The sequence below is a fragment of the Methylosinus sp. shoA genome, from assembly GCF_059718125.1.
The window spans coordinates 292,523-309,085 of sequence record NZ_AP046091.1 but is presented as its reverse complement, the minus strand read 5'-3'; the positions used below and the strand labels follow the sequence as shown (position 1 = coordinate 309,085).

The window sequence follows — 16,563 nt, the reverse complement described above, 5'->3', positions numbered from 1 at the left end:
GCTACGCAGCTCCTTATTCTGCCGCCGAGTCCTTTTCGAATGCTCTTCACTTCGCCGGTTTTTCTGTTCGGCTTTCTTCCCATGGTCCTCTGCGGCTTCCTGTTGCTCGAGCGCCGGGCCGGCAATGACGCCTGCGCGCTGTGGCTCACGGCCGCCTCCTTCGTCTTCTATGGCTGGTGGAGCCCGAGCTTCCTGTTCGTCCTCCTCGCGTCCACCGCGGCCAATTTCGCCGTGGCGCGATGCGTCGAGCGCATGAGCGGCCGGTCGCGCCGAGCCGTCTTCGTCGCCGGTCTCGTCGCCAATCTCGCTCTGCTCGGCTATTTCAAATATGCCGATTTCCTGATCTCCTCCGTCAACGACATCGCCGGAACGGATTTGGCCCTTCTCCGCGTCGTCCTGCCGCTCGGGATCTCTTTCTTCACGTTTCAGAAGATCGCCTATCTGGCCGATATCCACGCCGGAAAAGCGGCGACCGGACGATTCCGAGACTTCGTTCTCTTCGTCTTCTTCTTCCCGCAACTGATCGCCGGGCCGATCGTCCATCACGCCGAGATGACGCCGCAATTCTCGCGCCTCGCGCCGGCGCGCCGCGGCGCGCGCGAGACGGATTGGGAAAGGCTCGCGATCGGCGCCGCCGTCTTACTCATCGGCCTCGTCAAGAAGGTCGTCGTCGCCGACCAGATCGCGCCCTACGCCTCGCCCGCCTTCGCCGCCGCCCATGACGGTCCCGTCGGCCTGGTTCTCGGATGGCAGGCGGCGCTCTGCTATTCGGCGCAGCTCTATTTCGATTTTTCCGGCTACAGCGACATGGCGATCGGCCTCGCGCGCCTCTTCGGCCTGCGCCTGCCCATCAATTTCGCGAGCCCCTACGCCGCGACATCGATCGGCGAGTTCTGGCGACGCTGGCATATGACCCTGTCCCGCTTTCTGCGCGACTACGTCTATATTCCGCTCGGCGGCAATCGCCGCGGCGCGGTCCGGCGCGGCGTCAATCTCATGGCGACCATGCTGCTCGGCGGCTTGTGGCACGGCGCGGGCTACACATTCATTCTCTGGGGCGGACTGCACGGCCTCTATCTGCTGATCGCCCACGCCTGGTCGGGCTGGGGCCGCTTCGCGATTCCGCCGCGGCTCGGCTGGCTGCTCACTCTCCTCGCCGTCGTCGTCGCCTGGGTTCCCTTTCGTGCTGCGAGCCTCGGCGAGGCCGCGAATATTCTCGGCGGCATGGCGGGCCTGCACGGGCTGCACGGCGCCGGCGCCGCCATCGAGGCGCCGGGAGCCGTCGCCGCCGCCGCGGCGATCCTCGTCGCTTGCGCCATTCTGCCCAATACGCAGCAGATCATGCGCCGCTACGGACCGACGCTCGGCGCGGCGCCGACGCCGTCCCGGCGGCAAATCCCGATCGCTTTTTCCCCGACTTTCGGCTGGGCCGCCTTTCTCGGCCTCGGCGCAGCAGCCGTGGAGCTCTTCTCATGGCAGACGTCCGAATTTCTCTATTTCCAGTTCTGATATGAGAGCGTCCGCTGATCTCCATCGAAGCGCGCGGCGCGCTGCGGCCGGCGCTTCGCCGTCGGCGGAGGCCGCCGCCATGCGTCGCTGGCTGATGACGACGGCCGGCTGCGGCCTCGGCTTTTTCGTTGCGCTCCTCGCGCTCGTGCTCGCCGCCGATGTGTTCGCCCTGTTCGGCACGCGCCTTTCCGCGACTCCGGTTCCGCAGAATCTTCGCCTGGCGACGAGCGGCGACCGCGTGATCAAGGCGCTGCACATCGCGCGTATGACGGAGCCGCTCGACATTCTCTTCCTCGGCTCCTCGCGCGTCGTCTTCGGTTTCGATCCGTCTTCGCCGACCCTCGCCGGGCTGCGCGCATACAACGCCGGACTCAACGGCTCGCATTCCGACGAAGCCGCTCCGGTCATCCGTTATGCGCTCGACCACGGCCCACCCGTCGCGCGCCTCGTCTGGAACATCGATTTCGAGGAGTTCTTTCGCGAGCAGGAAGGCGCCGCCGACTTCGCCGAGTCGGCCTTCGCCGGCGCGTCGCCGATCCCCGGCCTGCTCCGTCACACGCTGACCTATGAGGCGCTGCGCAAATCGCTGGCGGCGTTCTTCGGCGGCCAATCCTTCAACGCGGATGTGAACGGTTTCTATGATTACGCCCGGCGGCCGGGTGCAAATCTCGAGAGCGATCGCGACGTCTCCGCGCTTCCGACGCTGAAGGACTGGTTCCCGCACTATCTCGTCACATCCGAGGATCGCTTCGCAACCATCGGACTGCAGCGCTTCACGCGCATCGGGGAGGCGATCCGCTCGGCCCGGGCGCGCGGCGTCGCGGTCGATGTCGTCGCCATGCCCGTGCATGTCGCCCGCCGCGCCTTGTACGACCTCGCCGGCTTGCAGCCGCGCTTCGAGCTGTGGAAGCGCCGTCTCGCCGAGACCGTCGCCGCGGCGGCCGACGGCGGCGGCGCGCCCGTGCGCGCCTTCGATTTCAGTGAGGCGGGCGAGATCGCGCGAACTCCCTTCCGGCCGGCCGGCCCGCTCGACCGCTCACCATGGTTCTTCGAGCTGCTGCACCCCAAGCCGATCATCGGCGAGATGATCGTCGCCCGCCTGCTGGACCGTCCATCGCCGCGCCTCTCGGCGGCCGGATTCGGCGATCCGCTCGAGCAGACGTCGCGTCCCGAGCGTCTTTCCGCCGACCGCGCCGCGCTGCGCCGATGGGAGGCCGAAAATCCAGGCCTCGTCCGAGAGATCGCGGAGATTCTGCAGGCCAACGACCGTCGCGCGACGCCCGCGAGCATGCGCGTCGAGAGTCGCAATGCGTCTCTCGACGCGCCCGCGCCGCCCTGAACGAAACGCGCCTCAAATATGCAGCGCGCGGCCGAAGGCGTCGAGCGCGCTCTCGTGCATCGTCTCCGAGAGGGTCGGATGCGGGAAGATCGTCTCGATCAGCTCCGCCTCGGTCGTCTCCAGCGTCATCGCGATCACAAAGCCCTGGATCAGCTCCGTCACTTCGGCGCCGACGAGATGTGCGCCGAGCAGGCGCCCGCTCTTCGCGTCGAAGATCGTCTTGACGAGCCCCTCCGGCTCGCCGAGCGCAATGGCCTTGCCATTGCCGAGAAAAGGAAAGCGCCCGATCTTCGCCTCGTATCCGGCCGCCCGCGCGGCCGCTTCCGTCAGGCCGACCGATGCGATCTGCGGATGGCAATAGGTGCAGGCGGGAATGCGCGCACGCTCGATCGGATGCGGCGCGAGGCCGGCGATCGCGTCCACGCAGACGACGCCCTCATGCTCGGCCTTATGCGCCAGCATGGGCGCGCCGGCCACATCGCCGATGGCGTAGAGCCCCTCCACATTGGTGCGCATCAGGCCGTCGACCCGGACGACGCCCCGCTCGATCGCGACGCCGAGCGCCTCGAGCCCGAGAGTCTCGCTGTTGGGAACGACGCCGACCGCGGAAATCGCGCGCTCGGCCTCGACGACGCTCTCGCCCTCGCCCTCGACTGCGATCGTCGCGACGACCCCATCGTCCTTCTTTTCGAGCTTGGCGACCTTGGCGCCCGTGACAATCTCGATTCCCTGCTTCTCGAAGGACTTGCGCGCAAAGGCTGCGATCTCGGCGTCCTCCGCCGGCAGGATCTGCGGCAGAGCCTCGACGAGCGTCACCTCGGCGCCGAAGGTTCGATAAAATGAGGCGAATTCGACGCCGATCGCGCCGCCGCCGACGATCAGCAGCGATCTCGGCAGGGTTTTCGGGGCCAGCGCCTCGAAATAGGTCCAGATCAGCCGCCCGTCCGGCTCGAGGCCGGGCAGCACGCGCGGCCGCGCCCCGGTCGCGACGATGATGTGCTTCGCGTGATAGGTTCCTGCGCCGAGCGCGGTCTTGGGCTTCGGAAATTGCGCGCGGTCTCCGAAAGAGGACGGCGCGGCGACGACCGCCTCGCTCGGGCCCGCGAGCCGCGCCTCGCCCCAGATCACGTCGATCTTGTTCTTGCGCATCAGAAAGTCGACGCCGGCGTTGAGCCTGCCGGCGACATCCCGCGAGCGCTTCACCAGCGTCTGCGGGTCGTAGGAGATTTCGCCGGAAATGGTCAGGCCGAAATCCTTCGCATGCTTCGCATAGCGGAAAATATCGGCGGCGCGCAGCAGCGCCTTGGTCGGTATGCAGCCCCAATTGAGGCAGACGCCGCCGAGATGCTCGCGCTCGACGACCGCGGTCTTCAGCCCGAGCTGGGCGGCGCGGATGGCGGCGACATAGCCGCCGGGACCGCCGCCGATGACGAGAACGTCGTAATCCGCCATTTCGAACCTCGAATCGAAAGCTGCGCAGCCTCTTCAACATAGGATGCAGGCGACAAAAAACCCGCCGGCGCGCGGCGGGTTTTTCTCTCTTCCGACGGCGAGGCCGGCCGCGGTCAGGCGCCCTGCGGCAGCGCGGACTTCGCCTTCTCAACCAGCGCCTCGAACGCCTTCGGCTGGCTGATGGCGAGCTCGGAGAGGACCTTGCGGTCGATGGCGACGCCCGCCTTGGTCAAGCCGTCGATGAAACGGCTGTAGGTGAGGCCGAACTCGCGCACGGCGCCGTTGAGGCGCTGGATCCAGAGCGCGCGGAACACGCGCTTCTTCGCCTTGCGGTCGCGCGTCGCATATTGCATCGAGCGGTCGACGGCCGCCTTGGCGGCGCGAATGGTGTTCTTGCGGCGGCCGTAGAAGCCCTTCGCGGCGTCGAGGGTCTTCTTGTGCTTGGCGTGGGAGGTGACGCCGCGCTTGACGCGAGCCATGGCATGATCCTTTCAGAAATTTCTGGATGCGGGGGCGTGAACGGGTCAGCCGTTCGGCAGGAAGTATTTCTTGATGTTGTCGCCATCCGTCTTGAACAGGACGGAGGTCCCGCGCAGATTCCGGATCTGCTTGCTGGTTCGCTTGATCATGCCGTGGCGCTTGCCCTTCTGGGCGTAGACCACCTTGCCTGTGCCGGTGATCTTGAAGCGCTTCTTGGCTCCGGACTTGGTCTTCAGCTTGGGCATTTTGCTCTCCTCGGGCGTGACGCCCGGTTGTGTCGCGCCGAGAGGATCGGCGCATGTTCCGCGCGAGCGAAAAGAACCGCCACGGCAGCCCATCACTGGCCGGGCGGTTCGGAAGCGGAGCTTATAAGGGGAAAAATGGACCGAAGGCAAGCGGGGCGCGAGCGCCTTAGCGTTCTTCGCGTGCGGCATGGAAGTCCCGGATTACGGCGACAGAGCAGCCTTCCGGCGGATGGGCGGCCACATGCCGCTGGCCCTGCGCCGGAAATGCCCTTAAAGGGCGGTCCCGACGATCCATCCATCCGAGCGAGCCCTAACCTTGACCACGTCACAGCCGAGCGATCCCATTTCGCGGCGGCGCACCTTCGCCATCATCTCCCACCCGGACGCCGGCAAGACGACGCTCACCGAAAAGCTCCTGCTGTTCGGCGGCGCGATCCAGCTCGCCGGCGCGGTCAAGGCCAAGCGCAATGCGCAGCAGACCCGCTCCGACTGGATGAGCATAGAGCGCGAGCGCGGCATCTCGGTCGTCACCTCGGTGATGACCTTCGAATATGGCGGCTGCGTCTTCAACCTGCTCGACACGCCGGGTCACGAGGACTTTTCCGAGGACACGTATCGCACGCTCTCGGCCGTCGACGCGGCGGTGATGGTGATCGACGCCGCCAAGGGCATCGAGGCGCGCACGCGCAAATTGTTCGAGGTGTGCCGGCTGCGCGACATTCCGATCGTCACCTTCGTCAACAAGCTGGACCGCGAGGGCCGCGATCCCTTCTCGCTGCTCGACGAGATCGAGAAGACTCTGGCGCTCGACACGACGCCGATCACCTGGCCGATCGGCGCCGGCCGCAGCTTCGCCGGCACGTATCGCTTCAGCACAAAGACGGTGCGCAGAATCGATTCCGACGCCGAGCCGGCGCGTGTTTCGGGCCTCGACGACCCGGCCCTCGCCGCCCTGCTGGCCGCTCACGAAGCGGAAGCTTGGCAAGAAGAGGCCATGCTCGCCGAGGCAGGCTGCAAGCCCTTCGAACTCGTGGCCTTTCGTGAAGGGCATCTGACGCCGGTGTTCTTCGGCAGCGCGCTGCGCAATTTCGGCGTGCGCGACCTCATCGACGCCATGGCCGAATACGCCCCCTCTCCTCGTGGGCAGGAGGCCGACAAGCGCGCCGTCGCCCCGACCGAGCCGAAGATGACCGGTTTCGTGTTCAAGATTCAGGCGAATATGGACCCCAATCATCGCGACCGCATCGCCTTCATGCGCGTCTGCTCGGGCAGGCTCACGCGCGGCATGAAGGCGAAGATCGTGCGCACGGGCAAGACCATCAGCCTCAACGCCCCGCAATTCTTCTTCGCACGCGACCGCTCCATCGCCGACGAGGCCTTCGCCGGCGATGTGGTCGGCATTCCCAATCACGGCATATTGCGCATCGGCGACACGCTCACCGAGGGCGAGGACATCTCCTTCCGCGGCGTGCCGAGCTTCGCGCCGGAAATATTGCGCCGCATCGTGATCTCCGATGCGATGAAGGCCAAGAAGCTGCGCGAGGCGCTGCGCCAGCTCGCGGAGGAGGGCGTGGTGCAGCTGTTTCTGCCCAATGACGGCTCGGGCGCCCTCGTCGGCGTCGTCGGCGCGCTGCAGCTCGACGTGCTGGCGACGCGGCTCGAGGCCGAATATGGGCTCGACGCGAAATACGAGACCTCGCGCTTCTCGCTCTGCCGTTGGATTTCATCCGCCGATCCGGCGGCTCTGAAGACTTTCGTCGAGACGCATGGCTCGTCCATGGCCGAGGACATAGACGGCGCGCCGGTGTTCATGGCCCCGAGCGAATTTTCGCTGCGCTATGATGCGGAGCGGCACCCGGCGGTCGTGTTCTCCGACGTGAAGGATTATCAGAAGAGCGTGGCCGGGGAGGGGTGACGCCGCCACGGCGCGGCCACGTCACGCCTCCGCTCGCCGGCGACGCGGCGTGCGCTATATGATCGATGCGGACCTGAGGTTCGCCCGGGCGCCGCGCGCCTCACGGAGCCTCCCATGCAAAGCCTCCTCGACGAGGACAAGCGCCGCAGCCGCGCGCGAAACCAGCGGCAGCCGACGCATAAATTCGCCGCAGGCGATCATGTGATCTGCGAGATCGGCGTGCTCTCGGAGAAAGCGCCGTCGGAAATTCTCCGCCTGCTGCCGGACGGCGGCGCGGGATTTCAATATCGCATTCGCGGCGAGCGCGACGGCGTCGAGCGCGTCGTGACGGAATCGTCGATCGTCGCAGCGAGATGAGTGAAGGCCGGCCGCGGTCAGCCGCCTTGCGCATCGGACCGGCCGAGCAGTTCGTCGAAATAGGCGATGGTGCGGACGAGGCCGTCGCGTAGCGCGATCGTCGGCTCCCAGCCGAGCAGCCGCCCGGCGGCGGAAATATCCGGCCGCCGCTGCTTGGGATCGTCGGCTGGAAGCGGCTCGAACACGAGAGGCGAGCGCGAGCCGGTGAGGTCGATCACGGTCTCGGCGAGCTGGCGAATGGTGAATTCGGTCGGATTGCCGAGATTGATCGGGCCGGTGATCGCGTCGGGCGCGTCCATCAGCGCGACGAAGCCATCGATGAGATCGTCCACATAGCAGAAGGAGCGCGTCTGCTGTCCTTCGCCATAGACGGTGATCGGTTGGTTCTGCAGCGCCTGAACGATGAAATTGGAGACGACGCGCCCGTCCTTCGGATGCATGCGCGGACCATAGGTGTTGAAGATCCGCGCTATTTTGATCTTGAGCCGATGCTGGCGATGGTAATCGAAGAACAGGGTCTCCGCGCAGCGCTTGCCCTCGTCATAGCAGGCGCGCGGGCCCAAGGGATTGACATGGCCCCAATAGGATTCGGGCTGGGGATGCACGGTCGGATCGCCGTAGACCTCCGAGGTCGACGCCTGGAAGATTTTCACCTTCAGGCGTTTCGCGAGGCCGAGCATATTGATCGCGCCGATCACGCTGGTCTTCGTCGTCTGGACGGGATCGAACTGATAATGGATCGGCGAAGCGGGGCAGGCGAGATTGTAGATCTCGTCCACCTCCACGAACAGCGGAAAGGTGATGTCGTGCCGCAGCAGCTCGAATTTGCGGTCGTCGAACAGCCGCTCGATGTTCCTGCGCCGGCCGGTGAAGAAATTATCGACGCAGAGCACCTCGTGGCCGCTTTCGAGGAGATGCTCGCAAAGATATGATCCGAGGAAGCCCGCCCCGCCCGTCACCAGGATCCTGCGACTTTCCATCTGACGCCTCTGACCGTCGAAAAAGGAATGGAGCGCCGGCGCGCATGTCGCCGTCACGGCGCGGAATCGCTTGTGTTCACGTTTTTGATAACAGACCGCTCGGGGAGCCGCAATCGCGCGGCCGCTGCGACGGTCTGCGCAAATCCACGCGGACTCACTCCTCCTCCGGAAGCTCCTCCGGCATATCGGGCGCCTCCGGCTCGTCGAGAAACTCCATCTCCAGCGCCTCGGCCTCCAGAGGCTCCTCGTCTTCTTTCAGCGTCGCGTCGTCGGAGGGCTGCGGCACGCCGAAGCCCTTGGGCAGAGCGCCGTCGAAGAGCCCGGCGCCTTTCAACTCGTCCAATCCCGGCAGATCGCCGATCTGCTCGAGCCCGAAATGCATGAGAAACGCGTCCGTCGTTCCATAAGTCAGCGGCCGCCCCGGGGCGCGGCGCCGGCCGCGCAGCCGAATCCAGCCGGTGTCGAGCAGCACGTCGAGCGTGCCTTTGGCGACCGCGACGCCTCTCACCTCCTCGATCTCGGCGCGGGTCACCGGCTGGTGGTAGGCGATGATGGCCAGCGTCTCCAACGCGGCGCGCGAGAGCTTCTTCTGCTCCACCTGCTCGCGCGCCAGCACCCAGCCGAGGTCGGCCGCGGTGCGGAAGAACCATTTGCGTCCCGCCCGCGTCAAATGGACGCCGCGCTGGGCGTAGTCCTCGCGCAGGCGCAGCAGAATGGCCTGCACATCGGTCCCGGCCGGCAGGCGGCGTGCGATCTCGGATTCGTCCAGCGGCTCGCTCGCGGCGAACAGCAGCGCCTCGGCTACTCGCGCGGCCTCGCGCAGCGCGGCCTCCTCGCGGACCAGCGCCGCCTCGTCGCGCGCATCGAACAGATCGATTGGTCGTACGGCTTGCGCCATCTTTTCTCCCTGCCCATCGGACGCGAGCCTTCGGGCTCGCTTCGCGTCAGGCGTCCTCATGCGGGCCTGAAGGCCCGCGGTTCGATTCCTCATCCCGGCGCCTCAGCCAGATCGGCGCGAAAGCGTGGTCCTGGCGGACCTCGAACCGCCCTTCGCGCACCATTTCGAGCGAGGCCGAGAAGGACGAGGCGCGCACCGTGCGCGCGGTCTGAGCGTCGACGCAATAGCGCAGAAGATAATCGTCGAGCGCGGTCCATTGTGTGGCGAGACCGGCGAAGCGCTCCAGCGCCTCGCGCGCCTCGGCGAGCGACCAGACGGCGCGCTGGCGCAGCGTCACCTTGGATTTCGCCTGCTTCTGGCGCTGGCGCGCATAGGCGGTGAGGAGATCGTAGAGGCTCGCATGATAATGCGACGCCGTCGTCGTCTCGATCCCCTCGGGCTCGCCACGCAGAAACATGTCGCGGCCGAGCCGCGCCCGCTCCTGCAATTGGTCCGAGGCCGCGCGAATGGCCTCGAGGCGGCGCAGCCGTCTGGCGAGCGCGGCCGCGAGATCGGCGGCGGACGGCTCGTCGGAGGTTTTCGGCGGCTCGGGCAGCAGCAGGCGGGATTTGAGATAGGCGAGCCAGGCCGCCATCACCAGATAGTCGGCCGCGAGCTCGAGGCGCAGGCGGCGCGCCGCCTCGATGAAGGAGAGATATTGCTCGGCGAGCGCCAGAATGGAGATGCGCGCGAGATCGACCTTCTGCCGCCGGGCGAGCTCCAGCAGCAGGTCGAGCGGGCCCTCGAAGCCGTCGACGTCGACGAGGAAGGCCGGATCGGTCTCGGCGCGATCCTCCGCGCCCGCCGTCTCGAATGCCAATTCCTGCGCCATCCGCCTCACGCCTCCGAGCGAAAGGCGAGATTGGTCCGATCAGGCCGTCGCCGCAAGCGCCGCGTCCAATTCGCGAGCCCCGTCCACAGGATCGAAATCCTCTGGATCTCGACGGCGAGCCAGCGCCGCCTGCGCTCTCGCCAGCGCGCGCCCTTCGAGCTCGCCGGCGCCTTCCGCCACGGCGCGCGCCTCGTCCAGAACGCCGTTGCAATGGAGAACCATATCGCAGCCGGCGCGGATCGCCGCTTCGGCGCGATCGCGGAAACTGCCCGAGAGCGCCTTCATCGAGATGTCGTCCGTCATCAGCAGGCCGTCGAAGCCGATCAGCCCGCGGACGATGTCGCCGATCACCATCGGCGACAGGGTGCCCGGCCGCTCCGGATCGATCGCCGTGTAGACGACATGGGCGGTCATGGCGAGCGGCAGATCGGCGTCGGCGCGGAACGGAAGGAAATCCTTCGCTTCGAGCTCGGCGCGCGACGCCTCGACCACCGGCAGCTCGAGATGGCTGTCGGCGCGGGCGCGGCCGTGACCCGGGATATGCTTGATGACCGGCAGCACGCCGCCGGCCGAGAGACCCTCGGCCGCCGCCCGGCCGAGCCGCGCGATCTCGCCCGGGTCGCGGCCATAGGCGCGGTCGCCGATGACGTCATGGGCGCCGTCGCAGGGCGTGTCGAGCACCGGCAGGCAATCCACCGTGACGCCGGCTTCGTGAAGATCATGCGCGATGAGCCGCGCCCCGAGGCGGACGAGGCGGGCGGTCGCGACAGGGTCGAGGCCGAGCCGGGCGAAGGCCGCGGCGGCCGGATAGGCGCGCCAGTGCGGCGGAGCGAGCCGCTGCACGCGCCCGCCCTCCTGATCGACGAGGATCGGCGCCTCCGAGCCCAATTGCTCGCGGATCCCGGCGGTCAGCGCCCGTAATTGCTCGCGCGAGGCGACATTGCGCCGGAACAGAATCGCGCCCCAGGGACGCGCCTCGCGCAGGAAGGCTTTTTCCTCCGCCGAAAGGCTCGTCCCGGCGCAGCCGCAGATGAAAGCGCGCGTCATCGGCTCCTCGCTGTCGTCGGCGCGGTCAATTGCCGGCGACGAAGCAATTGCCGCCCGACGCCTTGACCTTCTGGCAGACGCCGACCGCCGCTTCGCGGCTCATGCCGGCCGCCCGCACCCGATAGACGGATTTATCGCCGACCTTGGCGAATTGGTAGCCGGGCCGGCGCCCGCCGAGCTGCGCGCCATATTTGGCCGAGACGTCCTGGATCATCTTGCGGGCCTCCGCCTCCGAGGCGGCGGCGCCGAATTGCACGGCGAAGGCGCCGGTCGCGACGGTCGAGGCCGGATCCTGCGCAGGCGCCTCGGCGGAGGCCGTCTGCTCGGCGGCGGGCTTGGCCGCGGGCTTTTCCGGCTTCGGCTTGGCCGGTGCGGCGCGCGGCGTCGTCGCCGGCTTGACGGGACTCCTGGGGGTCGCTGTCTCGGCCTCCGGCGTTTGCGCCGCCTTCGGCGCAGGCGCGGCCGGGCGCGCGGCGGGCGCGGGGAGGGCGAGAGCCGGCGCGGGCGCGTCCCGTTCGATGACGGTGCCGTCCGGTCGCACCGATACGGTCTTTACCTTTTTCGGCTCCGAGCCGAAGGGCGCGGGCTCGTGCGGCGCGTCGACCGGGCCGTCGCCCAGCCGCACGACCCGCACGGCCGCCGCGGGGTCGACCGGCTGCTCCTGGTTGGCGACGACCTGCTTGACCGGCGCGCTCTGGCTGCGGTCGAGAATGGTGGCGCCCGGCTTGGGCGCGTCGGCGACCGCGCGCGGCGGCTGGACCTTGGCCGGACCTTCCGGCGCACGAATGGTCGCGATCTCCTGCGGAGCGACGACGCCGCTGCGATGCCCGAAGACGAGGCCGACGCTGACCGCGCCGAGCGTGGCTACGCCCGCGACCGCATGCCAGGGCTTCAGCCGTGCGCGCAGCGCCGAGAAGAACCCCTGCGGCCGCCCCGGCTCCTCCTCGACGATCTCGTCGGGATCGACGCCATAATCGAGATAATCCTGCGCATCCTGCTGCGCCCAATCGGTCGGCGCGGCGAGCGGCTCTTCGGCGTCATAATAGCGCTCGGCCTCGGCCGCCGACGGCAGAGTGCCGCGCAGATCGCCCGGCGCGAACACCGGCGCTTGCGGCGCGGACGGCGGCTCGGCGCGCGCGGGCTCGGACGCGAACATACGTCCGTAAGGATCATGCGCCGCCTCGGCCTCCTCGCCGTGCAGCAGCCGCGCCAATTCGGCGAGCGGATCGCCGGCCGGCTTCTGCTCCTTCGGCGCCGCGCTGCGCAGGCGCCGCTCGAATTCGCTGATGTCGATGGAAGGCCCTCGGGCCGTCGCCTCGCGCATGCTGCACCTTCTCGCTCACTTCTCGATGAACGCGTCGCCGCGACCTCGCCGCGGCCTCGCCGCGCGGATTACCGCATCTCGTCGGGGGCGCTCACGCCGAGCAGTCGCGAACCCGACGCCAGGACGCAAGCCAGTGAAGCGACCAATGCGATCCGCGCGCAGGTCGAATTTCTATCGTCTGCATTAACAAAGCGTAATTGTGGCCGATCTTTGCCTTTGTTCCAATGGGCGTGGAAGATGCTCGCGAGGTCGTGGAGATAAAAGGCGACGCGATGCGGCTCATGCGCGGCCGCCGCCTGCTCGACCAGCCGCGGATATTGCGCGATCGCCTTGGCGAGCGCGATCTCGCCCTCGTCGGCCAGCAGCTCCAATGGCGTGCCGGCGAGCGCCGCAGGCGCGACGTCGAGATCGGGAAAGGCCGCGAGCGCCTGGCGCAATGCCGATTTCGCCCGGGCATGGGCATATTGGACATAGAAGACGGGATTGTCCTTCGACTGCTCGATCACCTTGGCGAGATCGAACTCCAGCGGCGCGTCGTTCTTGCGATAGAGCATCATGAAGCGCACGGCGTCGACGCCGACCTCGTCGACGACCTCGCGCAAAGTGACGAAGTCGCCGGCGCGCTTGGACATTTTGACCGGCTCGCCGTTGCGCATCAGCTTCACGAGCTGGCAGAGCTTCACGTCCAGTTCGACCTTGCCCTCCGAGAGCGCGGCGACAGCGGCGGTCATGCGCTTGACATAGCCGCCGTGATCGGCGCCCCAGACGTCGACGAGAGTCGTATAGCCGCGGTCGATCTTCGATTTGTGATAGGCGATGTCGGCGGCGAAATAGGTGTTCGAGCCGTCCGACTTCTTCAGCGGGCGGTCGATGTCGTCGCCGAAATCGGCAGAGCGGAACAGGGTCTGCTCGCGATCCTCCCAATCGTCGGGCAATTGCCCCTTGGGCGGCGGCAAGCGCCCGTCATAGACGAGGCCGCGCGCGCGCAGCTCGTTTATCTCCTTGTCGATCTCCGACAGGCCGTTCACTTTCTCGTGCAGCGTGCGCTCGGAGAAGAAGACCTCGTGCGTAATGTCGAGCGCGGCGAGATCGTCGCGGATCATCGCCATCATGGCGTCGATCGCGGCGCGTTTCACCGGCTCCAGCCATTCGGCTTCCGGCTTGTCGAGCAGGGCGCGGCCATGGGCGGCGGCGATCGCCTCGCCCGCGGCCTTCAGATAGTCGCCGGGATAGAGTCCTTCGGGAATTTCGATCGGCTCGCCGAGAGCTTCGCGGTAGCGAAGATAAGCCGAGCGCGCGAGCACATCGACCTGCGCGCCGGCGTCGTTGATGTAATATTCGCGCGTCACATCGGCGCCGGCGAATTCGAGCAGATTGGCGAGCGCGTCGCCGAAGACGGCGCCGCGGCCGTGGCCGACATGCATGGGCCCGGTCGGATTGGCCGAGACATATTCGACATTGACCCGGCCCGCGAGCGCGCCGCGTCCCTTCGGCCGGCCGAAGCCCCCGCAATCGGAGAGTGCGGAGCGCAGAACGTCGGCGTAGACGGAGGGCTTCAGGCGGATATTGATGAAGCCGGGGCCGGCGACCTCGGCCTCCGCGACATTCGGCTCGTCGGCGAGCGCCGCGGCGATCTCCACCGCGAGCTGGCGCGGATTTGGGAAGAAGGGCTTGGCCTCCTTGGCGAACACCATGGCGGCGTTGGTGGCGAGATCGCCGAGCGCCGGGTCCTTGGGCGGCTCCACGACGAAGCGCGTCGGATCGAGCGTCTCGGGCAGGCGTCCCGAGGCCTTGATCCGTTCGAGAACGGCGGCGATGATCGCGTGGAAGTCGGAAAAAATGTTCATCTCGGATCCCGGCCGAAGGTTTTGGCCGGGCGGTTTAGCAGACCAGCGCCGAGAAAGCACCTTCGAGGCCGACCTCGCTGGCGCGGGACGCCCCTCCGAGGAGGGCCGGGAGGCGGCTTCAGCGGCTCTTCGGGCAATCGGGAGCGAGGAATTTCGCGTCGATCGTGAAGCCCGAGCCTTGCGCCGCGGTCCCGTCCGCCCGCGTGAACGTCGCCTTGGCCTGAGCCCGGTACCAGCTCGTGAAATCTCCGGTGAACAAAAGGCTCGTCACGTCGCGCCCGCCGGCGCGGTCGCAGGATATCGTGACGATCCATTGGTCCTTGGCCGACTCGACGATCGGCTTCGCGCAATTCGCCTCGATCGATCCGATGAGGCTGTCGCCCGCCTCGATGCAGACCTCATGGGTCTCGAGGCCGATATCGGGCGATATCGTGGATATGCGCCAGAGCCCCGGCCGGCGCCGGGGCGGTTCCGGCGCCGGCCCGCCCGGCTTCGAGGGCTCGGCGCCGACGCCCGCGGCGAGCGACAGCGTCGCCGCGACGGATATCGCAAAGCGGCGCGCCCAGCGCCGATGCAGCTCGCGTCGATCTCTGTCCATGGTCGCCATTCGCGTCGATCCTCCGGGGCTCGTCGTCAGCCGAGCCCCGGCGATAATTCTCGTCGTCTCTGCGCTGCTCTTTTGCTCTGGGCGAATAGCGATTGCAAGCCGGCCGGCGGCGCGGGTCGCCGTGATTCGAAGAGCGAGGTCTTGCGCGAGAGGAGCGCCTCATTCTAAAGCGCGAGGCCTGTCTCACCGCGTTGGACGCGGATTTTCCGAGGGCCGGCGCCGGGTCGCCACGGCGCCGAAGTCGTGAACTTCGAAGAGGGTCGACGATGAATCGTTATTCTCTGGCTTCGCTCCGAGCCATGACTTTCCTGATTGCATTGTCCGCGGCTGCGGGCGCGACGGACAGATCCGATATGTCCGGCGCCGAGTGCGAGCACGTTTCCGCCCTCGACCGCGGCGGCAAGCATTTCTATCAACTCGGCGAGGTCTGGACGGGCGTCGGAACGCGGATCGGTTCGGCCGCTTTGGACGATGGCCGTTTGCTCCTCGCCTATTATGATCCCGAACGGTGGCTCACGATTTCCGAGTTCGATCCCGACAAGGGCGAACTCTGCGCCTTCCGGCTTCCATCCCAATTCGGCGGGTGGGATGCGCATAACGGCTTGGCGATTGCGATCAGCTCCGACCAAGTGGTCCACGTGGCGGGAAACATGCACGCCAGTCCGATCTTCTACGCGCAGGGCAATCTCCGCGACATGAATTCCATTCGGCCGACATCGATGGTCGGCAATGCCGAAGAGCGTGCGACCTATCCACGTTTCTTGAAGGACGCAGAGGGGAGACTGCTCTTCATGTACCGCGACGGCGGCTCGGGAGACGGCTCCTGGCTGCTGAATAAATGGGCGAACGGCCGCTGGACCCGAATTGGCGAATTATTCGCCTCACGTGACGCGCACACTCATGCGAGCGCCTATCCGACCTCTTTCGTGAGGGGACCCGACGGGGAGATGCACATTGCCGCGATTTGGCGGCGCAATCCCGATGTCGCGAGCAATTTCGCCGTCACTTACGCGAGCACGCGCGATTTCCGAAGTTGGCGCGCGGCCGGCGCCGAGGCGACCATGAGCCCGTTGCGGCCGGAATCGATGGCGATGGTCGACATGAGCGGCGAAGACGCCGGCCTGCTGCAGAGCACGTTGCTGCTGAGGCCGGACGGCGAACCGGCGATAATGTATATCCGCTACGGATCGGCGGGAACGGACTCCGTCTTCCTCGCGACGCGCGACAGCAGCAAGAATTGGCGCTCTCGTGAAATCGTGCAGGGCACGGCTCGCAGTTCCATACGCGGCCGGGGCGCGCTGCCCGGGCTTCCTTATTACCGCATCCTGAACCAGGAAGGGGCGAAAGTCAGATTCCGCGTGAACCTCGCGGGCAAGGACAGCCGCAGCTTCGTGCTGGATCTGGAGAGCGGCGGAATAGAGCCGGACTCCACGCGTCGTTCGCCTTCTCGGGACATTCCAATGCCGAAGAATTTGAAGGAGGGATTGGAGAGTGTTTCCGCCTATCATGAACGGGTGCTGAAGAACGGCTTGGAGGGCGACAGCGTCGGCGGTCTCCAGTGGTTCGCCCAACGCGCCAATCACGATCGTCCACGAGCGTGCAGCGCCGCCGCGCCGCTCGCCTGTCAGCCGCCGGCCTCGCCGCTCTATTGGATACCGGATCGGCAGTAAACGAAGCGGCTCGCCACGTCTT

General features: G+C 67.1%; 15 protein-coding genes. 5 read left to right on the top strand and 10 right to left on the bottom strand.

The window, feature by feature from the left end; translation table 11 throughout:
* Positions 1 to 39: 39 nt before the first annotated feature.
* Together AC6IW9_RS01435 and AC6IW9_RS01430 are read left to right on the top strand one after the other, a co-directional pair.
* Positions 40 to 1,509, top strand: a complete 1,470-nt coding sequence (locus tag AC6IW9_RS01435) for an MBOAT family O-acyltransferase (protein WP_497768237.1) — start codon at positions 40 to 42, stop codon at positions 1,507 to 1,509.
* Positions 1,510 to 1,588: 79 nt separating this feature from the next.
* The gene (locus AC6IW9_RS01430) at positions 1,589 to 2,848 is read left to right on the top strand and encodes a hypothetical protein (RefSeq protein ID WP_497768234.1); all 1,260 of its coding nucleotides are present in this window, start codon (positions 1,589 to 1,591) and stop codon (positions 2,846 to 2,848) included.
* Positions 2,849 to 2,860: 12 nt separating this feature from the next.
* Here the strand turns inward: AC6IW9_RS01430 and lpdA are convergent, their stop codons facing one another.
* The 3 genes from lpdA to rpmI all read right to left on the bottom strand — a co-directional run bounded on the left by lpdA (position 2,861) and on the right by rpmI (position 5,025).
* Positions 2,861 to 4,300 (bottom strand): dihydrolipoyl dehydrogenase, encoded by a 1,440-nt coding sequence (lpdA, locus tag AC6IW9_RS01425; protein WP_497768232.1) that lies wholly within the window; start codon positions 4,298 to 4,300, stop codon positions 2,861 to 2,863.
* Between the two features lie 113 nt (positions 4,301 to 4,413).
* Positions 4,414 to 4,779, bottom strand: coding sequence for a 50S ribosomal protein L20 (gene rplT / locus AC6IW9_RS01420; RefSeq protein ID WP_497768230.1), 366 nt, complete (start codon positions 4,777 to 4,779; stop codon positions 4,414 to 4,416).
* Between the two features lie 45 nt (positions 4,780 to 4,824).
* Positions 4,825 to 5,025, bottom strand: coding sequence for a 50S ribosomal protein L35 (gene rpmI, locus AC6IW9_RS01415; RefSeq protein WP_497768227.1), 201 nt, complete (start codon positions 5,023 to 5,025; stop codon positions 4,825 to 4,827).
* Positions 5,026 to 5,341: 316 nt separating this feature from the next.
* Here rpmI and AC6IW9_RS01410 point away from each other — a divergent pair, with 316 nt between their 5' ends.
* Positions 5,342 to 6,940, top strand: coding sequence for a peptide chain release factor 3 (locus AC6IW9_RS01410; protein WP_497768223.1), 1,599 nt, complete (start codon positions 5,342 to 5,344; stop codon positions 6,938 to 6,940).
* Between the two features lie 114 nt (positions 6,941 to 7,054).
* Positions 7,055 to 7,297: a hypothetical protein gene (locus AC6IW9_RS01405; protein WP_497768220.1), complete on the top strand. Its 243-nt coding sequence runs from the start codon at positions 7,055 to 7,057 to the stop codon at positions 7,295 to 7,297.
* A 17-nt stretch (positions 7,298 to 7,314) separates the two neighbouring features.
* On the opposite strand, the gene AC6IW9_RS01400 is transcribed toward AC6IW9_RS01405, so the two are convergent.
* The 7 genes from AC6IW9_RS01400 to AC6IW9_RS01370 all read right to left on the bottom strand — a co-directional run bounded on the left by AC6IW9_RS01400 (position 7,315) and on the right by AC6IW9_RS01370 (position 14,862).
* On the bottom strand, positions 7,315 to 8,277 hold the full coding sequence (locus AC6IW9_RS01400; protein WP_497768216.1) for a UDP-glucuronic acid decarboxylase family protein: 963 nt from the start codon (positions 8,275 to 8,277) through the stop codon (positions 7,315 to 7,317).
* A gap of 154 nt (positions 8,278 to 8,431) precedes the next feature.
* Positions 8,432 to 9,175, bottom strand: coding sequence for an SMC-Scp complex subunit ScpB (gene scpB, locus AC6IW9_RS01395; RefSeq protein ID WP_497768213.1), 744 nt, complete (start codon positions 9,173 to 9,175; stop codon positions 8,432 to 8,434).
* 46 nt (positions 9,176 to 9,221) lie between these two features.
* Complete coding sequence (locus tag AC6IW9_RS01390) at positions 9,222 to 10,046, bottom strand: segregation and condensation protein A (protein ID WP_497768209.1); 825 nt, start codon at positions 10,044 to 10,046, stop codon at positions 9,222 to 9,224.
* Positions 10,047 to 10,085: 39 nt separating this feature from the next.
* The gene (nagZ, locus tag AC6IW9_RS01385) at positions 10,086 to 11,093 is read right to left on the bottom strand and encodes a beta-N-acetylhexosaminidase (RefSeq protein ID WP_497768206.1); all 1,008 of its coding nucleotides are present in this window, start codon (positions 11,091 to 11,093) and stop codon (positions 10,086 to 10,088) included.
* Positions 11,094 to 11,118: 25 nt separating this feature from the next.
* A complete protein-coding gene (locus AC6IW9_RS01380; protein ID WP_497768204.1) occupies positions 11,119 to 12,417 on the bottom strand; it encodes an SPOR domain-containing protein in 1,299 nt (432 codons plus the stop codon).
* 68 nt (positions 12,418 to 12,485) lie between these two features.
* On the bottom strand, positions 12,486 to 14,264 hold the full coding sequence (gene argS / locus AC6IW9_RS01375) for an arginine--tRNA ligase (protein ID WP_497768202.1): 1,779 nt from the start codon (positions 14,262 to 14,264) through the stop codon (positions 12,486 to 12,488).
* Between the two features lie 118 nt (positions 14,265 to 14,382).
* Positions 14,383 to 14,862, bottom strand: coding sequence for a DUF3617 domain-containing protein (locus AC6IW9_RS01370; RefSeq protein WP_497768198.1), 480 nt, complete (start codon positions 14,860 to 14,862; stop codon positions 14,383 to 14,385).
* 362 nt (positions 14,863 to 15,224) lie between these two features.
* Here AC6IW9_RS01370 and AC6IW9_RS01365 point away from each other — a divergent pair, with 362 nt between their 5' ends.
* Entirely contained in the window at positions 15,225 to 16,541 is a 1,317-nt protein-coding gene (locus tag AC6IW9_RS01365; protein WP_497768195.1) for a BNR-4 repeat-containing protein, read from the top strand.
* The last annotated feature ends 22 nt before the right edge of the window (positions 16,542 to 16,563 follow it).